The sequence below is a fragment of the Candidatus Dormiibacterota bacterium genome, assembly GCA_035544955.1.
Lineage (GTDB): Bacteria > Chloroflexota > Dormibacteria > CF-121 > CF-121 > CF-13.
In genome coordinates this window covers 153,068-172,127 of sequence record DASZZN010000014.1, presented here as the reverse complement: position 1 = coordinate 172,127, position 19,060 = coordinate 153,068, and the positions used below count along the sequence as shown (strand labels likewise).

18 protein-coding genes are annotated in these 19,060 nt (G+C 66.1%); 5 read left to right on the top strand and 13 right to left on the bottom strand.

Annotation, left to right across the window (positions count from 1 at the left end; translation table 11 throughout):
- Position 1: 1 nt before the first annotated feature.
- Genes VHK65_06110 through VHK65_06100 form a run of 3 tightly spaced genes read left to right on the top strand, consistent with a single transcriptional unit; the run spans position 2 to position 3,025 of the window.
- A complete protein-coding gene (locus tag VHK65_06110) occupies positions 2-712 on the top strand; it encodes an ABC transporter ATP-binding protein (protein ID HVS05725.1) in 711 nt (236 codons plus the stop codon).
- Between the two features lie 7 nt (positions 713-719).
- Positions 720-1,757, top strand: a complete 1,038-nt coding sequence (locus VHK65_06105) for a hypothetical protein (protein HVS05724.1) — start codon at positions 720-722, stop codon at positions 1,755-1,757.
- On the top strand, positions 1,754-3,025 hold the full coding sequence (locus tag VHK65_06100; GenBank protein ID HVS05723.1) for a branched-chain amino acid ABC transporter substrate-binding protein: 1,272 nt from the start codon (positions 1,754-1,756) through the stop codon (positions 3,023-3,025). Before VHK65_06105 ends, VHK65_06100 begins: the two co-directional genes overlap by 4 nt.
- On the opposite strand, the gene VHK65_06095 is transcribed toward VHK65_06100, so the two are convergent.
- From VHK65_06095 to VHK65_06045, 11 genes are all read right to left on the bottom strand, one after another.
- Positions 3,022-3,879 carry a hypothetical protein gene (locus tag VHK65_06095; protein HVS05722.1) on the bottom strand — a complete coding sequence of 286 codons (858 nt, stop codon included), beginning with the start codon at positions 3,877-3,879 and terminating at the stop codon, positions 3,022-3,024. The two genes, VHK65_06100 and VHK65_06095, sit on opposite strands and share 4 nt — an antisense overlap.
- A gap of 131 nt (positions 3,880-4,010) precedes the next feature.
- On the bottom strand, positions 4,011-4,397 hold the full coding sequence (locus tag VHK65_06090) for a cupin domain-containing protein (GenBank protein HVS05721.1): 387 nt from the start codon (positions 4,395-4,397) through the stop codon (positions 4,011-4,013).
- Complete coding sequence (locus VHK65_06085) at positions 4,390-5,856, bottom strand: phosphoglucomutase/phosphomannomutase family protein (GenBank protein ID HVS05720.1); 1,467 nt, start codon at positions 5,854-5,856, stop codon at positions 4,390-4,392. The genes VHK65_06090 and VHK65_06085 overlap by 8 nt, the downstream gene beginning before the upstream one ends.
- A gap of 19 nt (positions 5,857-5,875) precedes the next feature.
- Entirely contained in the window at positions 5,876-6,910 is a 1,035-nt protein-coding gene (gene gmd / locus VHK65_06080; GenBank protein ID HVS05719.1) for a GDP-mannose 4,6-dehydratase, read from the bottom strand.
- A gap of 13 nt (positions 6,911-6,923) precedes the next feature.
- Complete coding sequence (locus VHK65_06075; GenBank protein ID HVS05718.1) at positions 6,924-7,994, bottom strand: sugar phosphate nucleotidyltransferase; 1,071 nt, start codon at positions 7,992-7,994, stop codon at positions 6,924-6,926.
- Positions 7,994-8,992, bottom strand: a complete 999-nt coding sequence (locus VHK65_06070) for a GDP-mannose 4,6-dehydratase (GenBank protein ID HVS05717.1) — start codon at positions 8,990-8,992, stop codon at positions 7,994-7,996. The genes VHK65_06075 and VHK65_06070 overlap by 1 nt, the downstream gene beginning before the upstream one ends.
- On the bottom strand, positions 8,952-10,133 hold the full coding sequence (gene metK / locus VHK65_06065) for a methionine adenosyltransferase (protein ID HVS05716.1): 1,182 nt from the start codon (positions 10,131-10,133) through the stop codon (positions 8,952-8,954). Before metK ends, VHK65_06070 begins: the two co-directional genes overlap by 41 nt.
- On the bottom strand, positions 10,130-11,407 hold the full coding sequence (gene ahcY / locus VHK65_06060) for an adenosylhomocysteinase (protein HVS05715.1): 1,278 nt from the start codon (positions 11,405-11,407) through the stop codon (positions 10,130-10,132). Before ahcY ends, metK begins: the two co-directional genes overlap by 4 nt.
- Before the next feature lie 4 nt (positions 11,408-11,411).
- Complete coding sequence (locus VHK65_06055; GenBank protein HVS05714.1) at positions 11,412-12,347, bottom strand: PfkB family carbohydrate kinase; 936 nt, start codon at positions 12,345-12,347, stop codon at positions 11,412-11,414.
- Positions 12,348-12,884 carry an adenine phosphoribosyltransferase gene (locus VHK65_06050; protein HVS05713.1) on the bottom strand — a complete coding sequence of 179 codons (537 nt, stop codon included), beginning with the start codon at positions 12,882-12,884 and terminating at the stop codon, positions 12,348-12,350. It abuts the gene before it with no gap.
- Positions 12,885-12,901: 17 nt separating this feature from the next.
- The gene (locus tag VHK65_06045) at positions 12,902-14,326 is read right to left on the bottom strand and encodes a flippase (GenBank protein ID HVS05712.1); all 1,425 of its coding nucleotides are present in this window, start codon (positions 14,324-14,326) and stop codon (positions 12,902-12,904) included.
- Between the two features lie 87 nt (positions 14,327-14,413).
- Between VHK65_06045 and VHK65_06040 the strand changes: the two genes are divergently transcribed.
- Together VHK65_06040 and trpS are read left to right on the top strand one after the other, a co-directional pair.
- Entirely contained in the window at positions 14,414-14,818 is a 405-nt protein-coding gene (locus VHK65_06040) for a carboxypeptidase-like regulatory domain-containing protein (protein HVS05711.1), read from the top strand.
- A gap of 34 nt (positions 14,819-14,852) precedes the next feature.
- Positions 14,853-15,848 (top strand): tryptophan--tRNA ligase, encoded by a 996-nt coding sequence (gene trpS, locus VHK65_06035; protein HVS05710.1) that lies wholly within the window; start codon positions 14,853-14,855, stop codon positions 15,846-15,848.
- 3 nt (positions 15,849-15,851) lie between these two features.
- Here the strand turns inward: trpS and VHK65_06030 are convergent, their stop codons facing one another.
- Together VHK65_06030 and VHK65_06025 are read right to left on the bottom strand one after the other, a co-directional pair.
- The gene (locus VHK65_06030; protein ID HVS05709.1) at positions 15,852-17,384 is read right to left on the bottom strand and encodes a glycosyltransferase family 39 protein; all 1,533 of its coding nucleotides are present in this window, start codon (positions 17,382-17,384) and stop codon (positions 15,852-15,854) included.
- Between the two features lie 44 nt (positions 17,385-17,428).
- A complete protein-coding gene (locus VHK65_06025) occupies positions 17,429-18,967 on the bottom strand; it encodes a glycosyltransferase family 2 protein (protein ID HVS05708.1) in 1,539 nt (512 codons plus the stop codon).
- Positions 18,968-19,060 lie beyond the last annotated feature (93 nt).

Below are 19,060 nucleotides of genomic sequence, written 5' to 3'. Positions count from 1 at the left end.
GGTGGCCCTCCTCGAAGTCGACGCCGTGGACACCTATTACGGCCGCGTGCAGGCACTCCACCAGGTCACGCTCACGATCGAGGAGGGCGAGATCGTCACCCTGATTGGGAGCAACGGCGCGGGGAAGACGACCACCCTTCGGACGATTTCCGGTCTCAACCGGCCGGCCCACGGCCAGGTCCGGCTGCGTGGCCAGGTGATCTCGGGGCTGCCCCCTGATCGCGTCGTGATGCTGGGGGTCGGTCAGGCTCCCGAGGGCCGGCGGGTTTTCAGCCGGATGAGCGTCCGCGACAATCTCTTTCTGGGCGCTTACGTACGCAAGGATGGCCCGGCGATTCGCAGCGACCAGGAGCGCATCTTCCACTTCTTCCCGCGCCTGAAGGAGCGGCGCGACCAGATCGCGGGAACGCTCTCCGGGGGCGAACAGCAGATGCTGGCGATTGGCCGGGCCCTCATGTCTCGCCCGAAAGTGCTTCTTCTCGACGAGCCGTCGCTGGGCCTCGCACCGATCCTCGTCGACACCATCTTCGACGTCATCCGGGAGATCAACAAGGAGGGCACCACTATCCTGTTGATCGAGCAGAACGCGGCGAGGGCGCTGCAGGTGGCGAACCGCGGCTACGTGCTCGAGACCGGGCGGATCGTCAAGGAAGGGACCTCACAGGCCCTGCTGGACAGTCCTGACGTGCAGCGGGCCTACCTGGGGATCTGAGCCTGGCTTGAAGCGTCGGGCATGCATCGCGGTTGCCCTCGTGTGCGCGGCCTGCAGCAATGCGGCCCCAGCGAGCCCGGGGCCAGTACTGGCGAAGGTCGCGGTCGGTGCCCGACCCGGAACACCGGTGGCCGGCCTGGGTGCGGTCTGGGTGCCCAACACCGGTGACGGCACCGTATCTAAAATCGACCCGTCGACGAATCGAACGGTCGCCACCTGGCGCGTCGGCGACGCGGCGGCGTTCTACACCAGGGTCTGTGAGCCGTTCGGCTCGGTCCACAGCTTCATGGGTACGACCTTCAATGTCCGGCGCTGCGACCTGCCGAGCGCGGTCGTAACGCACGCGAACCAGCTGTGGGCGGCAGGAAACGACACCAACAGCATCATTGGGCTCGATCCAACCAGCGGACGCCCGCGCGTTACGATCCCGATCGGGGTCACGCCGTTCGATCTCGCCGCGGACGATACCTCGGTTTGGGTAACGAGCTACTGGGACGATGCGATCGTCCGCGTCGACACCGCGTCTCAAAAAGTCGTCGTCATGATCCACGAACCAGGACAGGGGCCCTCGGGCGTCGCCGTCAGCGGGAACACGATCTGGGTCGCCAATAGTCGAGCCGGGACAGTGGTTCGCATCGACCGGCAGTCGAACCAGGTGACGGCCACCATTCCGCTTCCCTGCCGCGAGCCGTGCCCGATCGGACCGACTCCGCTCGCCATCGCCGCCACGGCGAAGGCGGTCTGGGTCCGCAACGAACAGAGCGGCACCCTTTCGCGCGTCGATCCAGCAACCAACCAGGTAGTCGCCACCATCGATGTTGGTGCCTTCGACGGCCGGGCCGGCCTCGACGCCATGGCGCTAACCGCTTCGAGCGTCTGGTTGAGCGGCACCAAGCTGCAGCGGATCGATTCCGGGGCGACCGCGGTGTCCGGCACGCTCGACGTCGCCACCTTCACCCTAGGATACGGCTTCGGCTCGCTCTGGATCACCGACGTCCAGGGCCGCATCCTGCGCATCGATCCGCAGCTGGCTGGCGCAAGATGAGACGCTACCACCTCGCCGTCCTCATGTTGGGCGTGCTTCTTCTCGCCGGCTGCACGGTTGGGGTGGGCACGCCAGCGCACTCCATGGGCGTCATCAAGCTGGGGGTGGATCTGCCACTGAGCGGTGACGATGCGCCGGATGGGCTGCCGGCGAAGAACGCCATCGACCTCGCCATCAAGCAGGCCGGACGCGTCTGCGGCTCGACCCGCCACCCCGATGCCTGTTTCGACCTGCAAGCGGTCACCTACGACGACGTCAGTCAGGGCATCCACGATCCGGCGAAGGGTGCGAAGAACGTCCAGTTGCTGGTCGAGGACGCTCGGGTCCTGGCGATGGTCGGCCCGCTCTACGACAGCCTGGCCAAGAGTGAGCTGCCGGTCGCGAACCCGGTGGAGCTCGCCATGGTGAGCCCCGGCGCGACGAACGAGTGCCTTACCCAGGAGCCAGCGGACGGGCACTGCCAGGGACTGAGCGCGCGGCTTCGCCCGCGCAGCCCCAATAATTTCTTTCGCGTGGTGACGACCCAGCTGGTCGAGGGGGCGGCCGGTGCCGATCTGGCGTTCAAGGCGTTGGGAAGGAAGCGGGCCTTCGTCATCAACGATCAGACCACCTTCGGATCGGGGATCGCGACCGAGTTCGTCGCGCGCTTCGTTCGAGACGGCGGGACCGTCGTCGACCCATCGGATCTCGGCGCCTTCGATGCCAGCCAGCCGCCGTCGTTCGGATCGCGCGTCCAGCGGGCGGTCGACCTGGGAGCGGACGTCGTCTACTTCGCCGGCGCGGGCATCGCCACGGCGGCGTCGCTACGGCGCGAGATGGCGGCGCGGATGCCCCAGGTGCCGCTGATCGGGAGCGACCGCTTGGCGAGCAGCCAGTTCGCGAAGTCCGCCGGCGCCGCCGCGCGGGGGTGCTATTACACCGTGGTCGGTCCCTACGCCGCCAGCCTTCGGTCCGCACAGGGATTCGTCCGCGACTACCAGAAGCTCTATGGCCCCGCGCCGGGCACCTTTAGCCTGCCAGCCTTCGATGCCACCAGGCTCCTGATCGCGTCGATCGCGCGCGCGATCGACGATGCCGGCGGGCAGCTGCCCACCCGCGACCAGGTACTCAAGGAGGTCGCGCTCACCATGGACTACCAGGGCGCCATGGGAACGATGAGCTTCGATGCCCGCGGTGACACCAACCTCAGGTTGGTCTCGGCGTACCAGTGGCTGGGAGCGAATGATCCCGCCGGGCAGTTTGCCGCGCAGCCCGCGATCGACGGCTAGGTGATCGGGCGGCCGGTCACCAGCGCGAGCGCGATCAAGTAGACGCAGATCACGGCGAAGAGCCCGTACTCGAACATGATCCGCCGGGTCAAGGAATCGTCGAGCGCGTGGACCGTGAATCCCTGCCATGCGTACCAGGCGAATGCGAGGATCACTGCGACGTACTGGCTGCCCTGGTTGAGGTAGTTCACCATGCCGAAGGCACCGAAGGTGACCGTGCCAGCCGTCAAAAAGGCCGAGAGCAGCGCCAGGCCCTCGCGCTTGGTGGCAAACCGGAAGCTGCGGTAGCCGCTCAGCAGCGCGATGACGAAGATCGCGGTGAGCTTGATGGGATTCGCCAGGTCGTTCGATTGCAGGATCAGGTAGAAGAGGGCGAGGAGCACGCAGAAGGTGGTCGCGTCGCGCAGGAAGCGGTGGAGTGGGCGTTCGCGGCCCATGCCGCGCGAGATATCCACGAAGCTGCTGGCGAAGATGAAACCTCCCATGGTGAGCATTGCGACCGCGTGCACCCGGTAGTCGGGCGTCTGCAGCATCGAGAAGGTTGCCGCGGCGATGATCGTCAGCACCGGCGTGATGTAATGGTCGAGGCTCGCCCAGGCCGGCGTCCGATTGCGGGCGTGGAGGAAGACCAGACCGAGCGTGACAAACACCGCGAGGCCCGCCGTCGCCAGCCAGACCTGGTTCGGGGAGAGCAGCTCGGACTTGAAGGTCAGCCCGACGGCGACCGCCCAGGCCGAGAGCAATCCGAGGTAGCGGGTGCCCAACTGGACCGGACGCGGTGTGGGACGGACTCTCGGTCGAACCTGTTGCCCTGGCCGTAGGGTCGCGGAAGAACTCGCCAGGGCTTCCGACATGGCGGCTAGTCTAGCAGGGAAACGTCCGTTTGGGGCTGGGGAAAGACCGCGCGATCTCGCACCGAATTTGTATTCGAAAACAAATGTTCGACGCGGGGCGACAGGTCTGTGGAAAGTGTGGAAAGGTGAGTTTAGGCCGTGCTGGTTCCCTGCCGTCCATATTTGTCTTCCAGGCGGACCACGTCATCGATCTCGGGCGTCGACACCTCGAAGAACTCGCAGTCCTCAACCCCGATCATCCGGTGCCTACGCCCTGGAACAATTCGGCGCGACATGCCGGGGGTCAGCCGGTGGGTCTGCAGCTGGCCGCGGTCGTCCTCCAGCTGGAGGTCCATCACGCCTTTGACCACCAGCACGGTCTCGTCCTTCTGGCGGTGGTACTGCAGGCTGAGCATCTCTCCCGCGTTGACGTGAATCACCTTGCCAAGGTATTTCTCGGTGATCGCGAAGCGGTTCTCCCAGCCCCAGGGCTTCTTTACGATGCCCCCAACCTGCCGGGAGGGTGAATCACTAGACAAGTTGGCGTAATCCGAGCTTCTCTTCCAGCGACGCCAGCAGCTGATCGACCCGCTCCTTCGAGGACGCCTCGCTGTAGACGCGGATCAGGGGCTCGGTCCCGGAAAAGCGGACCAGCACCCAGCTGCCGTCCTCCAGGTAGTACTTGAAGCCGTCATCGGTGCGCGAGCGCGCGACCCGCGCGCTGGCGATCTCGGTGGGCGGCTCCTTCTCCAGCCGGCCGTAGAGCTCGGTCCGGCGAGCCGCGTACTCCTGCCGGTCGAGATGCAGGTCATGGCGGGCGTAGAAATCCGGCCCGACCAGCTCGGTCAGGTGAGCCATGATCTTCGACAGCGGCTGACCGTATTTGACGATCATGTCGGCGAAGGTGATGCCCGAGAGAATGCCGTCGCGCTCGGGGATATGGCCGCGGAACGCGAAGCCACCGCTTTCCTCGCCGCCCAGCATGGCGTTGGTCTCCGCCATCTTGGGACCGATGTACTTGAAGCCGACCTTGAGCTCGTGAACCTTGACCCCGAAGCGCTCGCCGAGCTTGTCGACCATCGACGTCGAGGTCAGGGAACGAACGACGTCGCCCTTCAAGCCTCGCTTCTCGACCAGGTACATCATCAGCAGTGCCATCACCTGCAGCTGGTTGATGAAGGTCCCCCGCTCGTCGATGATGCCCACGCGGTCCGCGTCGCCGTCGTTGGCGATGCAGAGGTCGAAGCCACCCTTTCGCATCCGCTCCATGGCCTCAGGCATCCACTGGGCGATCGGCTCGGGATGCATGCCCCCAAAGCCTGGGTTGCGTTCGCTGTGGATCTCCTCGACGGTCGTCTTCCCGCCGGACAGCAGCGCCCTTACGTAGCCCTGGCTGGCCCCGTACATGGGCTCATGCAGGATCTTCAGGCCGGCCGCCTTGATCGCGCCCAGGTCGACGAGGCGATTGATCTGGGCGGCATAGGCCGGTTGCGGGTCGAAGACCTCGATCTTTCCCTCGCGCTGGGCATCGTCGAAGCGGACCTGGCGGACGCGCCCGCCGCGCTGGACTTTCTCGATCTCCTCCTCGAGCCGGGCGGTGACCTCGGGCGACGCCGAGCCGGCGTACTCGGGCTTGTATTTCAGCCCGCTGAAGTAGTAAGGGTTGTGGCTGGCGGTGATGACGAGCCCGCCGCTCGTCGCCTTGTCGAGGATGGCGTAGGTGGCTACCTGCGTCGGCGCCGGGGCGTTGACGACGAAGACCTTGACGCCGTTGGCGGCCAGCACCTGGGCCACCTCGCGGGCGAACAGGTCCGACGCGAAGCGCGTGTCGTAGCCGACGATGGCGGAGGGGTTCGGCCGGCTGATGAGATACTGCGCGATGCCCTGGGTCGCGATTCGAACCGATTCATAGGTGAAGTCGTCGGCGATGATGCCACGCCACCCATCGGTGCCGAACTTGATGTCGACGGCCACCGCTATCGGGTCCCCATCCCCCACTTATCCTAGCCGGGATCGATCAGCTGGCTTTCGCCGACCGCTCTCGCAGGTGCGCCTCGGGCTTGAGCCCGGCTGCGGCGAGGTCGACCTGGAGCATCTCCCGGATCATTTCCGGGAAGGTGATGGTCGGCCGCCAGCCCAGCCTGGCACGGGCCTTGCTGGGGTCGCCGCGCAGGTCAGGGACGTCCGCCGGACGGAAGTACGCCTTGTCCACCTCGACATGGTCCTGCCAGTCGAGGCCGACCAGCCCGAAGGCCAGCTCCGCCAGTTGCCGAATGGTCCACTGCACACCAGTGGCGATGACGTAGTCATCGGGCTTGTCCTGCTGCAGCATCAGCCACATCGCCTGGACATAGTCTTTGGCGTGGCCCCAGTCGCGCTTGGACTCGAGATTCCCGAGCCGGATCGTCGTGGAACGCTTGGCGACGATGGACGCCACGCCGCGGGTCACCTTGCGCGTCACGAAGTTCTCGCCGCGCCGGGGCGACTCGTGATTGAAGAGGATGCCGCTGCAGGCGAACATGTCGTAGGCCTCGCGGTAATTGACCGTCATCCAGTGCGCGTAGACCTTGGCCACGCCATAGGGGCTGCGCGGATGAAAGGGGGTCTGCTCGTTCTGCGGCGGCGGCGTCGAGCCGAACATCTCGGAGGTCGATGCCTGGTAGAAGCGCGTTGGGCGGCCGGTGGCCCGGATCGCCTCGAGCAGCCGCGTCGTGCCGAGTCCGTCGGTGTTGCCCGTGTACTCGGGCTGGTCGAACGAAATCTGCACCTGGCTCTGGGCGGCCAGGTTATAGATCTCGTCGGGTTCGACCGTCATCACCGTCCGGTTCAGGCCACCCGAGTCCGTCATGTCGCCGTAGTGGAGGGTGAAGCGCGCTCCCTCGAGGTGCGACGGGTGCGCGTGCTCGAGGTGGTCGATCCGGCTGCGGTTCATGCTCGAGGAGCGACGCACCACACCGTGCACCTCGTATCCCTTCTCCAGCAAGAGCTCGGCGAGGTAGGAACCGTCCTGGCCGGTGATGCCGGTGATCAGCGCGCGCTTTGCCACGGCCACAGTGTAGCGACGGTCACAGGTATTCGGTCTTGCCCATCTGCTTGAGACGATCGACGATCAGCTTGACATCCTGGGAGCGCGCTTTCGGACAGATGAGAATCGCGTCGTCGGTCTCGATCACGACCATATCCTCGAGGCCGACCGCGGCGACGAGCTTGTGCGGGGAGTGGATCATGCAGTTCTTCGAGTCGATCAGCACCGAGTCGCCCTCGACGAAGTTGCCCGCTTCGTCCTGCTGCAGGATGTCGTGCAGGTCGGCCCAGGATCCCAGGTCGTGCCACTCGAAGGTGGCGCCGACGACCAGCAGGTTCTTGGTGCGCTCCAGTACGGCGTAATCGATCGCCGCGGTGGGCAACGCCCGGTAGATGCGATCGGCGTCATCCGGGCGCGCAGCCCGGCGGGCGTGCCTCACCTGCTCCAGCCCCGCGTACAGTTCCGGAGCGTGCTTCGCCATCTCGCTGAAGAGCACGTCGACCGGCCAGCTGAAGAGGCCGAGGTTCCAGAGATAGTCCCCGGCGGCCACGTACCGTTGGGCGGTTTGAAGGTCCGGCTTCTCGACGAAGGCTTTCACGCGATGGACCGCCGGCGCCTGGTCGCCGTCGAGCGCCGGACCGACCTGGATGTAGCCGAAGGCGGTCGACGCATAGGGCGGACGCAAACCGACCGTCACCAGCGAGCGCTTCTCCTCCGCCCACCGTGCCTCGGCGTCGAGCGTTTTCAAGTAGGCATCCTCGTCATGACCGAGATAGTGATCGGCGTGGACCGAGAGCATGGTGGCCTGCGGATCGCGCTCCGCGATCGCGACTGCGGCGAGGCCGAGCGCCGAGGCGGTCCCGCGCCGCGCCGGCTCGACGATGAACTGCTGGTCGGTCAGCTCGGGGAGTTGTTCGCGGATGCTCTTCACCTGCGACTGTTCGGTCACGACGTAAACGTTGTCCGTCAGGCGCGCGACGCGTGCCACGGTCGACTGGAGCAACGACTGCTCACCCTGCAGGGTCAGCAGGTGCTTGGGCGACTTCTCGCGCGAACGCGGCCAGAGCCGGGTCCCGCTCCCGCCCGCCAGGATCACGACATGCCGCGCCATCAGGCGGCGCTCCGCTCGTGACGCCGCCAGTCGTCGAGCGTGTCGCGTAGCATCGTGTCCAGCGCGATTCGCGGGCGCCAGCCCGTCAGCCGCTCGAAGCGACGCGCGTCGCAGACATACACCTCCGCCTCGACGGGCTGCGTCCGCGCGGGATCCACCTCAAGCGTGATCGAGGCACGCGTCATTTTCAAGAGCTTGGCTACGAGCTCGCGGAGCCGTGGTGCCGTCCCCGAGCCGATGTTGTAGACCTCGCCCGGCTTTCCCTTCTCCGCCGCCAGCAGGTAGGCGCGCACGATGTCGCGCACGTCGGTGAAGTCGCGCCGCGCCTCGAGGTTGCCGACCTTCATGATCGGCGGCTGCTTGCCCAGCTCGATGCGCGCGATCTGCTGGGCGAAGCTGGCGATGGCGAACTGCGGCGCCTGCCGCGGGCCGGCATGGTTGAAGGGTCGCAGCCGGATCGCGGGCAGGCCGTGACTCAGGTGATACTGCAGCGCCAGCAGGTCCTGGGTCACCTTGCTCACCCCGTACGGTGTCAGGGGCCGCAGCGGTGTGGCCTCGTCGAGCCGGCGCACGCGGCCGACCGGCCGGCCGTACTCGTCCGCGGAGCCGACCACCACGACACGGGGCATCGGCTTCTGCTTGACGACCGCCGCCAGCAGATTGGCTTCGAGGCTGGCGTTGGTGGCGATCGTCCCGGCCGGATCATCCCAGGACGCAGCCGGGCTGCTCAGCGCGGCGAGGTGAAACACCCACTGCGGCTGAATCTCGCGAACCAGGGTGTCGACCCGATCGCGATCGAGCAGGTCGACCTGGTGGGTCCGGACCTGGGCCGGCAGCTCCGCCCGCGGAGCCGGTCGGGCTTGCCGGATCGTGCCGTGGACGGTGTGGCGTCGCCGCATCAAAAGCTCGCAGAGGTGGCTTCCGGCGAAGCCGTCGACCCCCGTGACAAGGACGGTCTTAGCCGTCCTGCGACTCCACCACCTGGAGCCGTTGGACACCCGCCTCGGAGGCGAGCAGGTCCGCCTTGTCGGTCCGTTCCCACGGAAGGTCGACGTCGGAGCGGCCGAAGTGGCCGTAGGCCGCCGTCTGCTTGTAGATCGGGCGGCGCAGCTCCAGCTGCCGGATGATCTCGAGCGGGCTGAGGTCGAAGTGCTTCTGGACCAGGTGCTCGATTTTGGGGACCGGGACGCGCTCGGTCCCGAACGTCTCGACGAAAACCGACACCGGCTTGCGCACGCCAATGGCGTAAGCGACCTGGATCTCGCAATGGCTCGCCAGCCCGGCGGCCACGATGTTCTTGGCGACGTAGCGAGCGGCGTAGGCACCCGAGCGGTCGACCTTCGAGGGGTCTTTCCCGCTGAAGCAGCCGCCGCCGTGCCGGGCGTAGCCGCCGTAGCTGTCGACGATGATCTTGCGTCCGGTCACACCCGCATCGGCCCTGGGTCCGCCAAGGACGAACCGCCCGGTCGGGTTGACATGGATGGTCGAGCGCCGGTCAAGCATCTTCGCCGGGACCACCTGCTCGAGGACCAGCTCCTGCAGGTCCTCACGGATCCGCTCCAGCTCGACGTCCTCGGTGTGCTGCGCGGAGAGCACGACGGTATCGATGCGCATCGGGCGGCCGTCGATGTACTCGATCGTCACCTGCGTCTTGCCATCGGGCCCGAGGTAGGGCAGCGTCTTGTCCTTGCGAACGCGCGCCAGCTGCCGGGCCAGTTGATGGGCGAGCTGAATCGGCATCGGCATCAGCTCCGGCGTTTCGTCACAGGCGAAGCCGAACATCATGCCCTGGTCACCGGCGCCGCCGGTGTCGACGCCCTGGGCGATGTCGGGTGACTGCTTCTGGATGGAGACGATCACGCCGCAGGTTTCGGCGTCGAAGCCGAAGCCCGGATGGTCGTAGCCGGCCTGCTCGATGGTGTCGCGGATGATGTCCCGCATCTCGACGTAGGTGTCGGTCGTGATCTCACCAATGACAAAGGCCAGCCCGGTGGTGACCGCGGTCTCGCAGGCGACCCGCCCCAACGGGTCCTTCGCCATGATGGCGTCGAGGATGGCGTCCGAGATCTGGTCGGCGATCTTGTCGGGGTGGCCCTCGGTGACGGACTCCGAGGTAAAGAGATGGTTGCGGCGATTCATCGCGTCCCCGACTCCCAGCCGCTCAGGTACTGCGCCTGCTCGGCGGTGAGCGAATCGATCGCGATGTGCATCGCGGCCAATTTTAGCCGAGCGATCTCGCGATCGATGTCGTCGGGGACGGGGTAGACCTTCGGTTGCAATTCGCTCGCGTGCGAGACGAGATACTCGGCGCTGAGCGCCTGGTTGGCGAAGCTCATGTCCATGACCGCCGCCGGGTGGCCTTCGGCCGCCGCCAGGTTGACCAGGCGACCCTCGCCCAGCACGAAGAGCTTGCGCCCGTCGCGCAGCCGGTACTCCTCGAGGGACGAGCGGATGGTGCGAACGCTCTCGGCCATCCCGTCAAGCGCGCTCAGGTTGATCTCGTCGTTGAAGTGCCCCGAGTTGGCCAGGATGGCACCACTCTTCATCGCCTTGAGATGCGGCTCGTCGACCACGTTGATGTCGCCGGTGACGGTCACGAAGAGGTCACCCTCCCTGGCCGCGTCCTTCATCGGCATCACCCGGTAGCCGTCCATCACCGCCTCCAGCGCCCGGACGGGTTCCACCTCGGTCACGATCACGTGGGCCCCCATGCCGCGGGCCCGCATGGCCAGGCCACGGCCGCACCAGCCGTAGCCGGCGACGACGAAGACCTTGCCGGCGAGCAGCACGTTGGTAGCGCGGATGATGCCGTCGATCGTGCTCTGGCCGGTGCCATAGCGGTTATCGAAGAAGTGCTTGGTCATGGCCTCGTTGACGGCCACGATCGGATAGCGGAGCACCTTCTTCTCGGCCATGCTGCGCAGCCGGACCACGCCGGTGGTCGTCTCCTCGGTGCCACCGATGACGTCGCCGATCAAGTCGGTGCGATCCTTGTGCAGCGCGGCGACGAGGTCGGCGCCGTCGTCCATCGTCATCGTCGGCCGGTGCTCGAGGGCGGAGGCGATGTGCCGGTAATAGGTCTCGTTGTCCTCGCCCTTGATCGCGAAGACACTGATGCCGTGGTCGGCGACCAGCGCGGCTGCCGCCGCATCGGTGGTCGAGAGGGGGTTCGAGGCGCAGAGGACGAGGTCGGCGCCGCCGGCCTTGAGCGTGATGGCAAGGTTCGCCGTCTCGGTCGTCACGTGCAGACAGGCGGCAAGCCGCTGACCCTTGAGCGGCTGTTCGCGCTTGAAGCGTTCGCGGATCTGCTGCAGAACGGGCATTTCCTGCGCGGCCCATTCGATCATCCGCCGGCCGTCGTCGGCCAGCTTCAGGTCCTTGATGTCGTATCGCTGCGCGGGAATGGTCGCCATACCGCTACTGGGCCCGAGGGCCGTTGAGAGAAATCATGTCCACAAGCGTACTCAACCGGCCCTCGATCTCGGGCATGTTGGCCCTGGCGATACGGAGCACGCTGAAGTCTTCCACCGCCAGCGAACCCAGCACGCTGCCGTAGAGCATGCCGCGCCGCAGAACGTCGTCCCCGTGATGACCCGCGCGCGCGACCGCGCCCAGCAGGCCACCGGCGAAGGCGTCGCCGGCACCGGTCGGATCGCGCACGGTCTCGAGGGGGTGGGCCGGCGCCAGGAAAACCCGATCCCGGGTAAAGAGGAGTGAGCCGTTCTCGCCGCGCTTGATGATCACGACCCGCGGCCCGTAAGAGAGGATGTGGCGCGCGGCCGCGGGGAGGAACCGCTGGCCCGAGAATTGGACGGCCTCCTCGTCGTTGACGAGCACGCAATCGACACGCCGGAACACGCGCTCGAGGCCGGGCCGGGCGGTGTCGAGCCAGAGCTTGATCGTGTCGCAGGCGACGAAATCCGCCTTCTCGACCTGGTCGAGGACGTCGAGCTGCAGGTCCGGCTGAATGTTGGAGAGGAAGACGACTCGCGAGCTGCGGTAGGCGGCCGGCAGCACCGGGTGGAACCCGGCAAAGACGTTGAGCTGGGTATCCAGCGTCTCGCGCTCCTCGAGCCGGACGCCCGAGTAGCGAGCCGTCCAGCGGAAGGTCTTGCCCTCGAGGACCTCGAGACCGCCCAGATCGATGTTGCGCGATTCGAGGAGGGCGCGATTTGCCGGCGAGAAATCGTCGCCGACCACGGCAACCAGCCGGATCGGGGCGAAGATCGACCCGGCGAGGCAGAAGTAGCTGGCCCCGCCGCCGAGCACATCGGTGGCGCTTTCCGTCGGGGTGTGCACCGTGTCGAGCGCGACCGAGCCGACCACGAGGATCGGACTGACGGAATCGCCCACCTAGAACTTCAAGTGGGACACGACGTTGTATTCGGACAGGTTGTCGGCCCCTTTGAGGAATTTGAGCTCGATCAGGAAGGTGATCCCGACGACACGGCCGCCCAACTGCTGGACCAGGCTGGCGGTCGTCCTCGCCGTTCCCCCGGTCGCCAGCAGATCATCGACGATGACGACCGACTGCCCCGGCTTGATCGCATCCTTGTGGATCTCGAGCACCGCGGAGCCGTACTCGAGCGCGTAGGCTTCGGAGATCTTCTGGCCGGGGAGCTTGCCCTCCTTGCGCACCGGGACGAAGCCCGCGTCGAGAAGGTAAGCGAGCGCGCCGCCAAAGATGAAACCACGCGACTCCACCCCGACCACCAGGTCGACCACCTTGCCTCGATAGGTTCCGGCCATGATGTCCACCGCCTGCCGAAAGGCGGCGGCGTCCTGAAGGAGGGTCGTGATGTCCTTGAAGAGAATCCCCTCTTTGGGGAAGTTCGGCACGTCGCGGATCTTCTCCGACAGGGCGCGCACGACGTCGCCATCATCCGGCACGCGAGTAGTTTAGGTAACTACCGGCCCCTGAAGCCGGAGCGCACGATCGACCACTCTTCAGAATTGAGGGCGCGCAGGGCCAGCAGTCCGACGAGGTAGACCGCGGCCCCGATGATGATCACGACGACGAGCGGCCAGGTGCGAACGCTGTAAACGACGATCCCCATGATCGCCGCGCTGGCCAGCACGGGCGCGATGCTGCCAACGATCGAGAGCGCGGCGAGATGCCGCCGCAGCAGCCACCAGCCGCCCGCGAAGAGGGCGACCTCGGTGATGGTCGAGGCGGCCGCCGCCCCCAGGTAGCCGTACGGCGGAATCAGGACGAGGTTGAGGATAACGTTGACAGCAAGCGTGACGAGCGCGAGTCGGGTGAAATCGAGCTGGCGGTTGATCGCGGTCAGCGTGTAGATGAAGGCGTTGTTGACAAACAGCAGCGCGACCGACGGGGCGAGGATGCGCAGCGCCGGGATCGATTGCTCGAAGCCGCGCGTGACATGCACGATGGAATCGGCCGTCACCCCCAGGCCGACTGCCAGCGGCAGGCCGAGGATGGCGAGCATCTTGTAGGACTTCTCGTAGGCAAAGGCCAGCCGGCGGCGATCGCCCGCCGCGAGCAGCGACAGCGCCGGGAAGACCGCGCCCATCGCCGACTGCGGCACCCAGGCGACCGCGTCGATGTACTTGTTCGCCGCCGAGTACCAGCCAACCACCTGGAAGTTCTTGAAGAGCTGCAGTAGCACGATGTCGAGCTGCGCATAGATCGTCGTGACGGTGAACGCCAGCGCCAGCGGCAGCCCAGCGGCGAGCAGCCTCCGCACCAAGACGGCATCGAGCCGGATGGTGACCCGCTCGTGCCAGCCCCAGCGGATCACGCCAAACGCAAAAAGACAGGTAAAGAGGTAGCTGGCCGCGTAGACCCAGAGGAACGCGTCCCAGGTTGCCCGCTGCTCGATGGCGACGATCGTCAGCCCGAGCAGCAACAGCGATTCGGCGACGATCGCGATCGCCTCGTAACCGAGGCGACCCCGGATGTAGAAGACGGCGCGCAGCAGGCTCGAGTAACTCGTGGTCAGCAAGAGAACGAAGGCGGCCAGAGTGTAGGGAAACAATGCCGGGCTGAGCAGGCGCAGGGCGACCGCCAGGATGACGAGTGCCAGCAGCGAGAGCAGCAGCCGAGCGCTGAGCAGGTTCCCGAGGTAGCGCGGCAAGACGGTCCGGTCTCGGGAAGCGTCGCGGATGAACACCGTCTGCAACCCGAGGTCGGCGACGATCCCGAGGAGCGTGACGTAGACGATCATGGTGGCAAAGCGGCCGTAGTTGTCGGCGCCCAGGTGGCGCCAGAGCAAGACGACGACAACGAAGACCGACAGCTTGGCAACGGCCCGCGCTCCGACGACCAGCATGCTGTTGCGCAGGGTCTTTGACGCGAGCCGTTCGCTCACGGCGCGGATTCTAGTAGAGTTCAACCGGCAATTCGTAACGAGATCGAAGCGGAACCATCTGGCCGTCCGCTCCGTCTTATAGAGAGGATGCTCTCGCGCGGCCTCATCGCCTGTCTGCTCGCGGCGACCCTCGCCGGATGCGGCGGCGTCGCATCGTTGTTCGCGCCTGCCACGGGCACCGTAACCGGACACGTGCGAATCAAGGCCTGCGGCGGCGCCTACCGCCCGGAGCAGACCGGCTGCCCGGCGCAGCCGATGGCGGGCGCGACGCTGACGTTTCAGCCGAACGATGCGGGAAGCCCCTCCAAGATCACGACGGATTCATCCGGCGCCTACCGAATCGATCTCAAGCCGGGAACCTATCGCGTCCGCGCGATGGAGGAGGGGTCGACCAGGCAGGGCTTCGCCGGATTCAGCGGCCCTACGACGGTCACGGTCGGCGGCGGCAAGACGGTAACGGCGGACTTTACCTACACGATTCAGTTGCTGTAGGAACGCCGGCACTGGCGTTCCTTAACATTCGTGGATGCAGTCGGCAGGAAAGCCGCGGGTGTTCAGCGGGATCCAGCCGAGCGGCGGCCTCCACATCGGTAATTACCTCGGGGCGATCCGCAACTGGGTTCGCGACCAGGACAAGTACGACAACATCTTCTGCATCGTCGACCTGCACGCGATTACCGTTCCCCAGGACCCGACGGCGCTGAGGGAGAACACCCTCGACCTGGCCGCGATCTACCTGGCCAGCGGCATCAGGCCCGAGCAGGCGATGTTCGTTCAGTCGCACATTTCGGCGCATGCCGAGCTCGCCTGGATCCTCGACTGCTTCATTCCCCTGGGTTGGCTGGAGCGGATGACGCAGTTCAAGGAGAAGAGCGGAAAGGACCGCGAGCGATCGAGCGCCGGCCTCTTCACCTACCCGGCCCTGATGGCCGCTGACATCCTTCTGTACGACACCCGGTTCGTCCCGGTCGGTGACGATCAGCGGCAGCACATCGAGCTCACGCGAGATGTGGCGCAGCGAATGAACCAGCGTTTCGGCGAGATCTTCGTGCTGCCCGAGGCGATGATCCAGAAGTCGGGCGCTCGGATCATGGGCCTCGACAACCCGGAAAACAAGATGAGCAAGAGCCTTGCCGCTGAGGTCCCCGGGCACGCGATCTTTTTGCTCGATCCGCCCGAGCTGATCCGGAAGAAGCTGGCAAGGGCCCAGACTGATGCCCAGCCCTCGGTGCAATTCCCAGTGGGGCCGGGGGTCAGGAATCTCCTCGAAATCTACGCAACGATCAAGGAGCTGGATTGGCCGGCTATTGAGCGGGAGTTCGCGGGCACGTCATATAGCGTGCTCAAGACTGCTGTGGCCGACGCCGTGATCGAGGTGTTGACGCCGATCCAGCAGCGCTACCACGAGATCCGATCGGACGACCCTGCGCTGATGCAACAGCTGCGCCGGGCGGCCGACCGGTTGACGCCGATCGCGAACGCCACCTTGCATCGCGTCCAGAAAGCCGTCGGGCTGCGCTGAGCGCTACCAGTTCGAGTAGGGACGACTCAGTGCGGGATGGAACCACCCGGCGTCACCATGAAGAAAGATCGCGACCGGGCGCTGCGGGAGTGGCATCACGTACGCCACGTAGCCATCCGGAAAACGAGCCGCCAGCCCGCTGAGCACGACGCGGTCCCGTTCGTCGACCACGACGGCGATGGGCACGTCCCCAGGCAGCTGCGCCACCTTCCGGTAGTCCAGAAACGTCCACGGGACGTGCCCCTCGGTCATGAATTGAATGGGGATGGCGCGGAACGGATCCGGGTTGACCATCCCGCGGTTGGTGAACGTGATGGCAACGTAGAGCTGGCGACCGTTCCAATCCGTGGCATCCATGAATCGCCCGACGTCGACCCGGTCGCCCATCCACTCGATATACAGACCGGGCACGGTCGGGTAGACGGCAAAGTAGAAGATGGCCGTCCAGGCGAGGCTGACCACCCAGACGGCCGCGGCCGCCAGTGTCGCGCGCCGCGGCCACACCTTTTGGAGGACGGCGTCCAGGCCTACCGCGGCCAGCAGGTAGGCGGCCGGAACCAACCCGCTGCCGCGGAGCATGTGCGGCGTGCGATCCGTCAGCCCGACCACCAGGGTGAACACGCCGAGCCAGAGCAGCAACAGGGCGTAACGACTCTCGCGCCAGCGCTTGACCGCCACCACGATCCCGGCCAGGAAGGCGAGGCCCACCAGGGGATCGAAGAGCGGCAGATGCGGGACGTTGTATTGGCGTTCGGGGTCGCCCCAGAGGTTGAAGACGGCGAGTGTCCGCCACGCGTGATCGGCGAGCCGGAACGGTAGGCCGAGGATCGGCCCTCCGCCCAGGACGGAGACGCCGGCGGCTCGATTGAGCACCTCGGGGTGCAGCAACGTGGCGATCGCGAGCGGCGCCACCACCACCGCGGCGGCAACGACGTAGACGGCCCACGATGACCGCGTCCCCGGCAGCTGGCGACCGGCCCGGATCCGCTGGACGATCAACCCCGCAAGCACCAGCAGCACCAGCCGGTAGCCCGTATAGGTATAGAACCCGAGGCTGATCACCGCGCCGGCCAGGGCCCAGCGCCAGTTCCCACCGCGCCGGACGGCCCAGAAGAGAGCCAGAAATGAGAGGTCGAGGAAGAGCGGGACGAGGACGGTTCGGTAACCGAGCCGGCTGTAGTGGACGGCCCAGAAGGACACGGCCAGGAGCGCGGTGCTGATGAGGCCGATGCGGCGCCCGAAGAGGCGGCTTCCTAGCAGGTATTGGATGGGGAGCGTGACCAGGCCGATGACGACCGTCGTCAGGTAGAGAGCGATCGGTTTGCCACCCACCAGGGCGACGCTGACCCCATCGAGCCAGGAGATCATGCCTTCGATGCCGTTGCCGGTTCCCCGGGGGTAGATGACCTGCAGGCCGTGCTTGGGTACGCCCAGCGCGTCCAGCCCGTTGGCCGCGACGTCTGCGTACAGACCCGGCGGGAAGGTGTCCAGCCGAAACGTGCGCAAGACGGCGGCGACGACGAGGATCGCCAGCACACCGATCGATGCCTGGTAGTGCCAGGCCGCGGCCCTGAGCCGGGCTACGCCGTCCCCTCCGAGACCTTCTCCGTGACCTGATACTCGAGGTACATGCCAAGCATCAGACGGGTCTGCGCCTCCAGTGCGGGCAGGACGCTGAACAGCAGCCCGACGACGGGATACAGGCCAAGCTGGACGTAAGCCCAGATCTGATGCGGCACTCCCCAGGTGCGCGGCATCGGCGGATTGATGCGCCGTTCCACGAGGATCAGCGCGGCGATGTTCAGGAACGCGATGTTGATCAGGATAAAGGCGTAAAGGCCGAGCTGGTCGGCGGCGAGGGTCAGGTTCCAGTCCTCCGACAGGAGGCGCGGCAGGGCGGCGCCAAACAGCAGCAGGAGCGGCAGCGTCGCCCAGGTCAAGTGGTTGAAGATCATGTAGCCGTAGCGCCGCGCGCGCAGCCAGAGGGGGATCTCAGGGTGGCGCAGCAGCCGGACCGTCGCGTAGGGCACATCACTGACGCCCCAAGCCCAGCGCTTGATCTGGTTGTACTGATTGGCGTGCGTCTTGACTCGCTCCCACGGCATGCCTCGGTCGGAGGCCTCGGGCGCGTCGCCGTAGATCGGGAGGAAGATCGGGAACATCTTCAAGCGGCCGTGGGTCGCGAAGAAGGACTTCCAGTAGAAGCGGGAATCCTCCGGGATGACGTCGTCGTCCCAGTAGTCGGCCTTGATGACCAGGTCGAGCGACATCGAATAGCTGCTGAAGGCGACCAGCCGGTCGGGCCGCGATGAGAGGAACATCTGCCACTGGGTGCAGGCGCTTGCCATGATGCGCACCGCGAAGGGCACGCGCCAGAGGTTGTTGTGGAACATCGGGATCGGCTGGAAAAGGCACTCGAGCCGCCTCGGTTCCTGGACGTAGTTATAGGTCACGTAGGCGAAGTACTGGCGATGGACGCGGAAGTCCGAATCCAGGTCGGTGACGATCACATCTTTCGGGTCGAGGCCCATCGCCTCCAGCTCGCGGCGCAGCACCGGGCCGCCGTAGGCCATCGCGGCCGACTTGCCCACCACGATGCCCGGCAGCAACGGGTCTTTGATGTGGATGAAGGCGCGCAACCGGTCGCCAAACTCCTGCTGGAGCCGGTGGACGTTTTCCCAACCGGGCCGGTCGCTTTCCCGAGTGATGATCGCTACCACCTTGTTTTCGGCCGGGTAGTCGGCCTCGGCGATCGCCCGGACCGTCTCGCGAAGGATCGGGTAGGGCTCGGTGTAGGTCGGAATCAGGACGGCGTGCACGATCCGATGCGGATCGAGCGTGGTCGGTGAGACCGCCAGCGCAAGGCAGCGCTGCCACCAATCCTCCAGCATCGCCCGCTTCATCTTTCGATAGGTGCTGCGAATGCCGACGACGACCGTCGCGGTCCGGACGAACCAGTAGATATCGATGAGAAAGATAGCTACGGCGATGTAGGGGGCGAACAGTAAGGATGCCACCACCGGGGCGATCAAGATGGTCCAGGTGAGCGCACCCGGTGCCACTTCCAGGGCGCGCTGCACGCGCCGCTCGCCCTTGCTCAGGGATGCCCTCTTTGCCACCTCTTCTAACCCTAGTGCACCGGAGCCAAACCTGTATTCGGCGGCCGAGTGGCGAACGCCCCAGTTTGGCGTTATACTGGTGGCCGGGTTAGA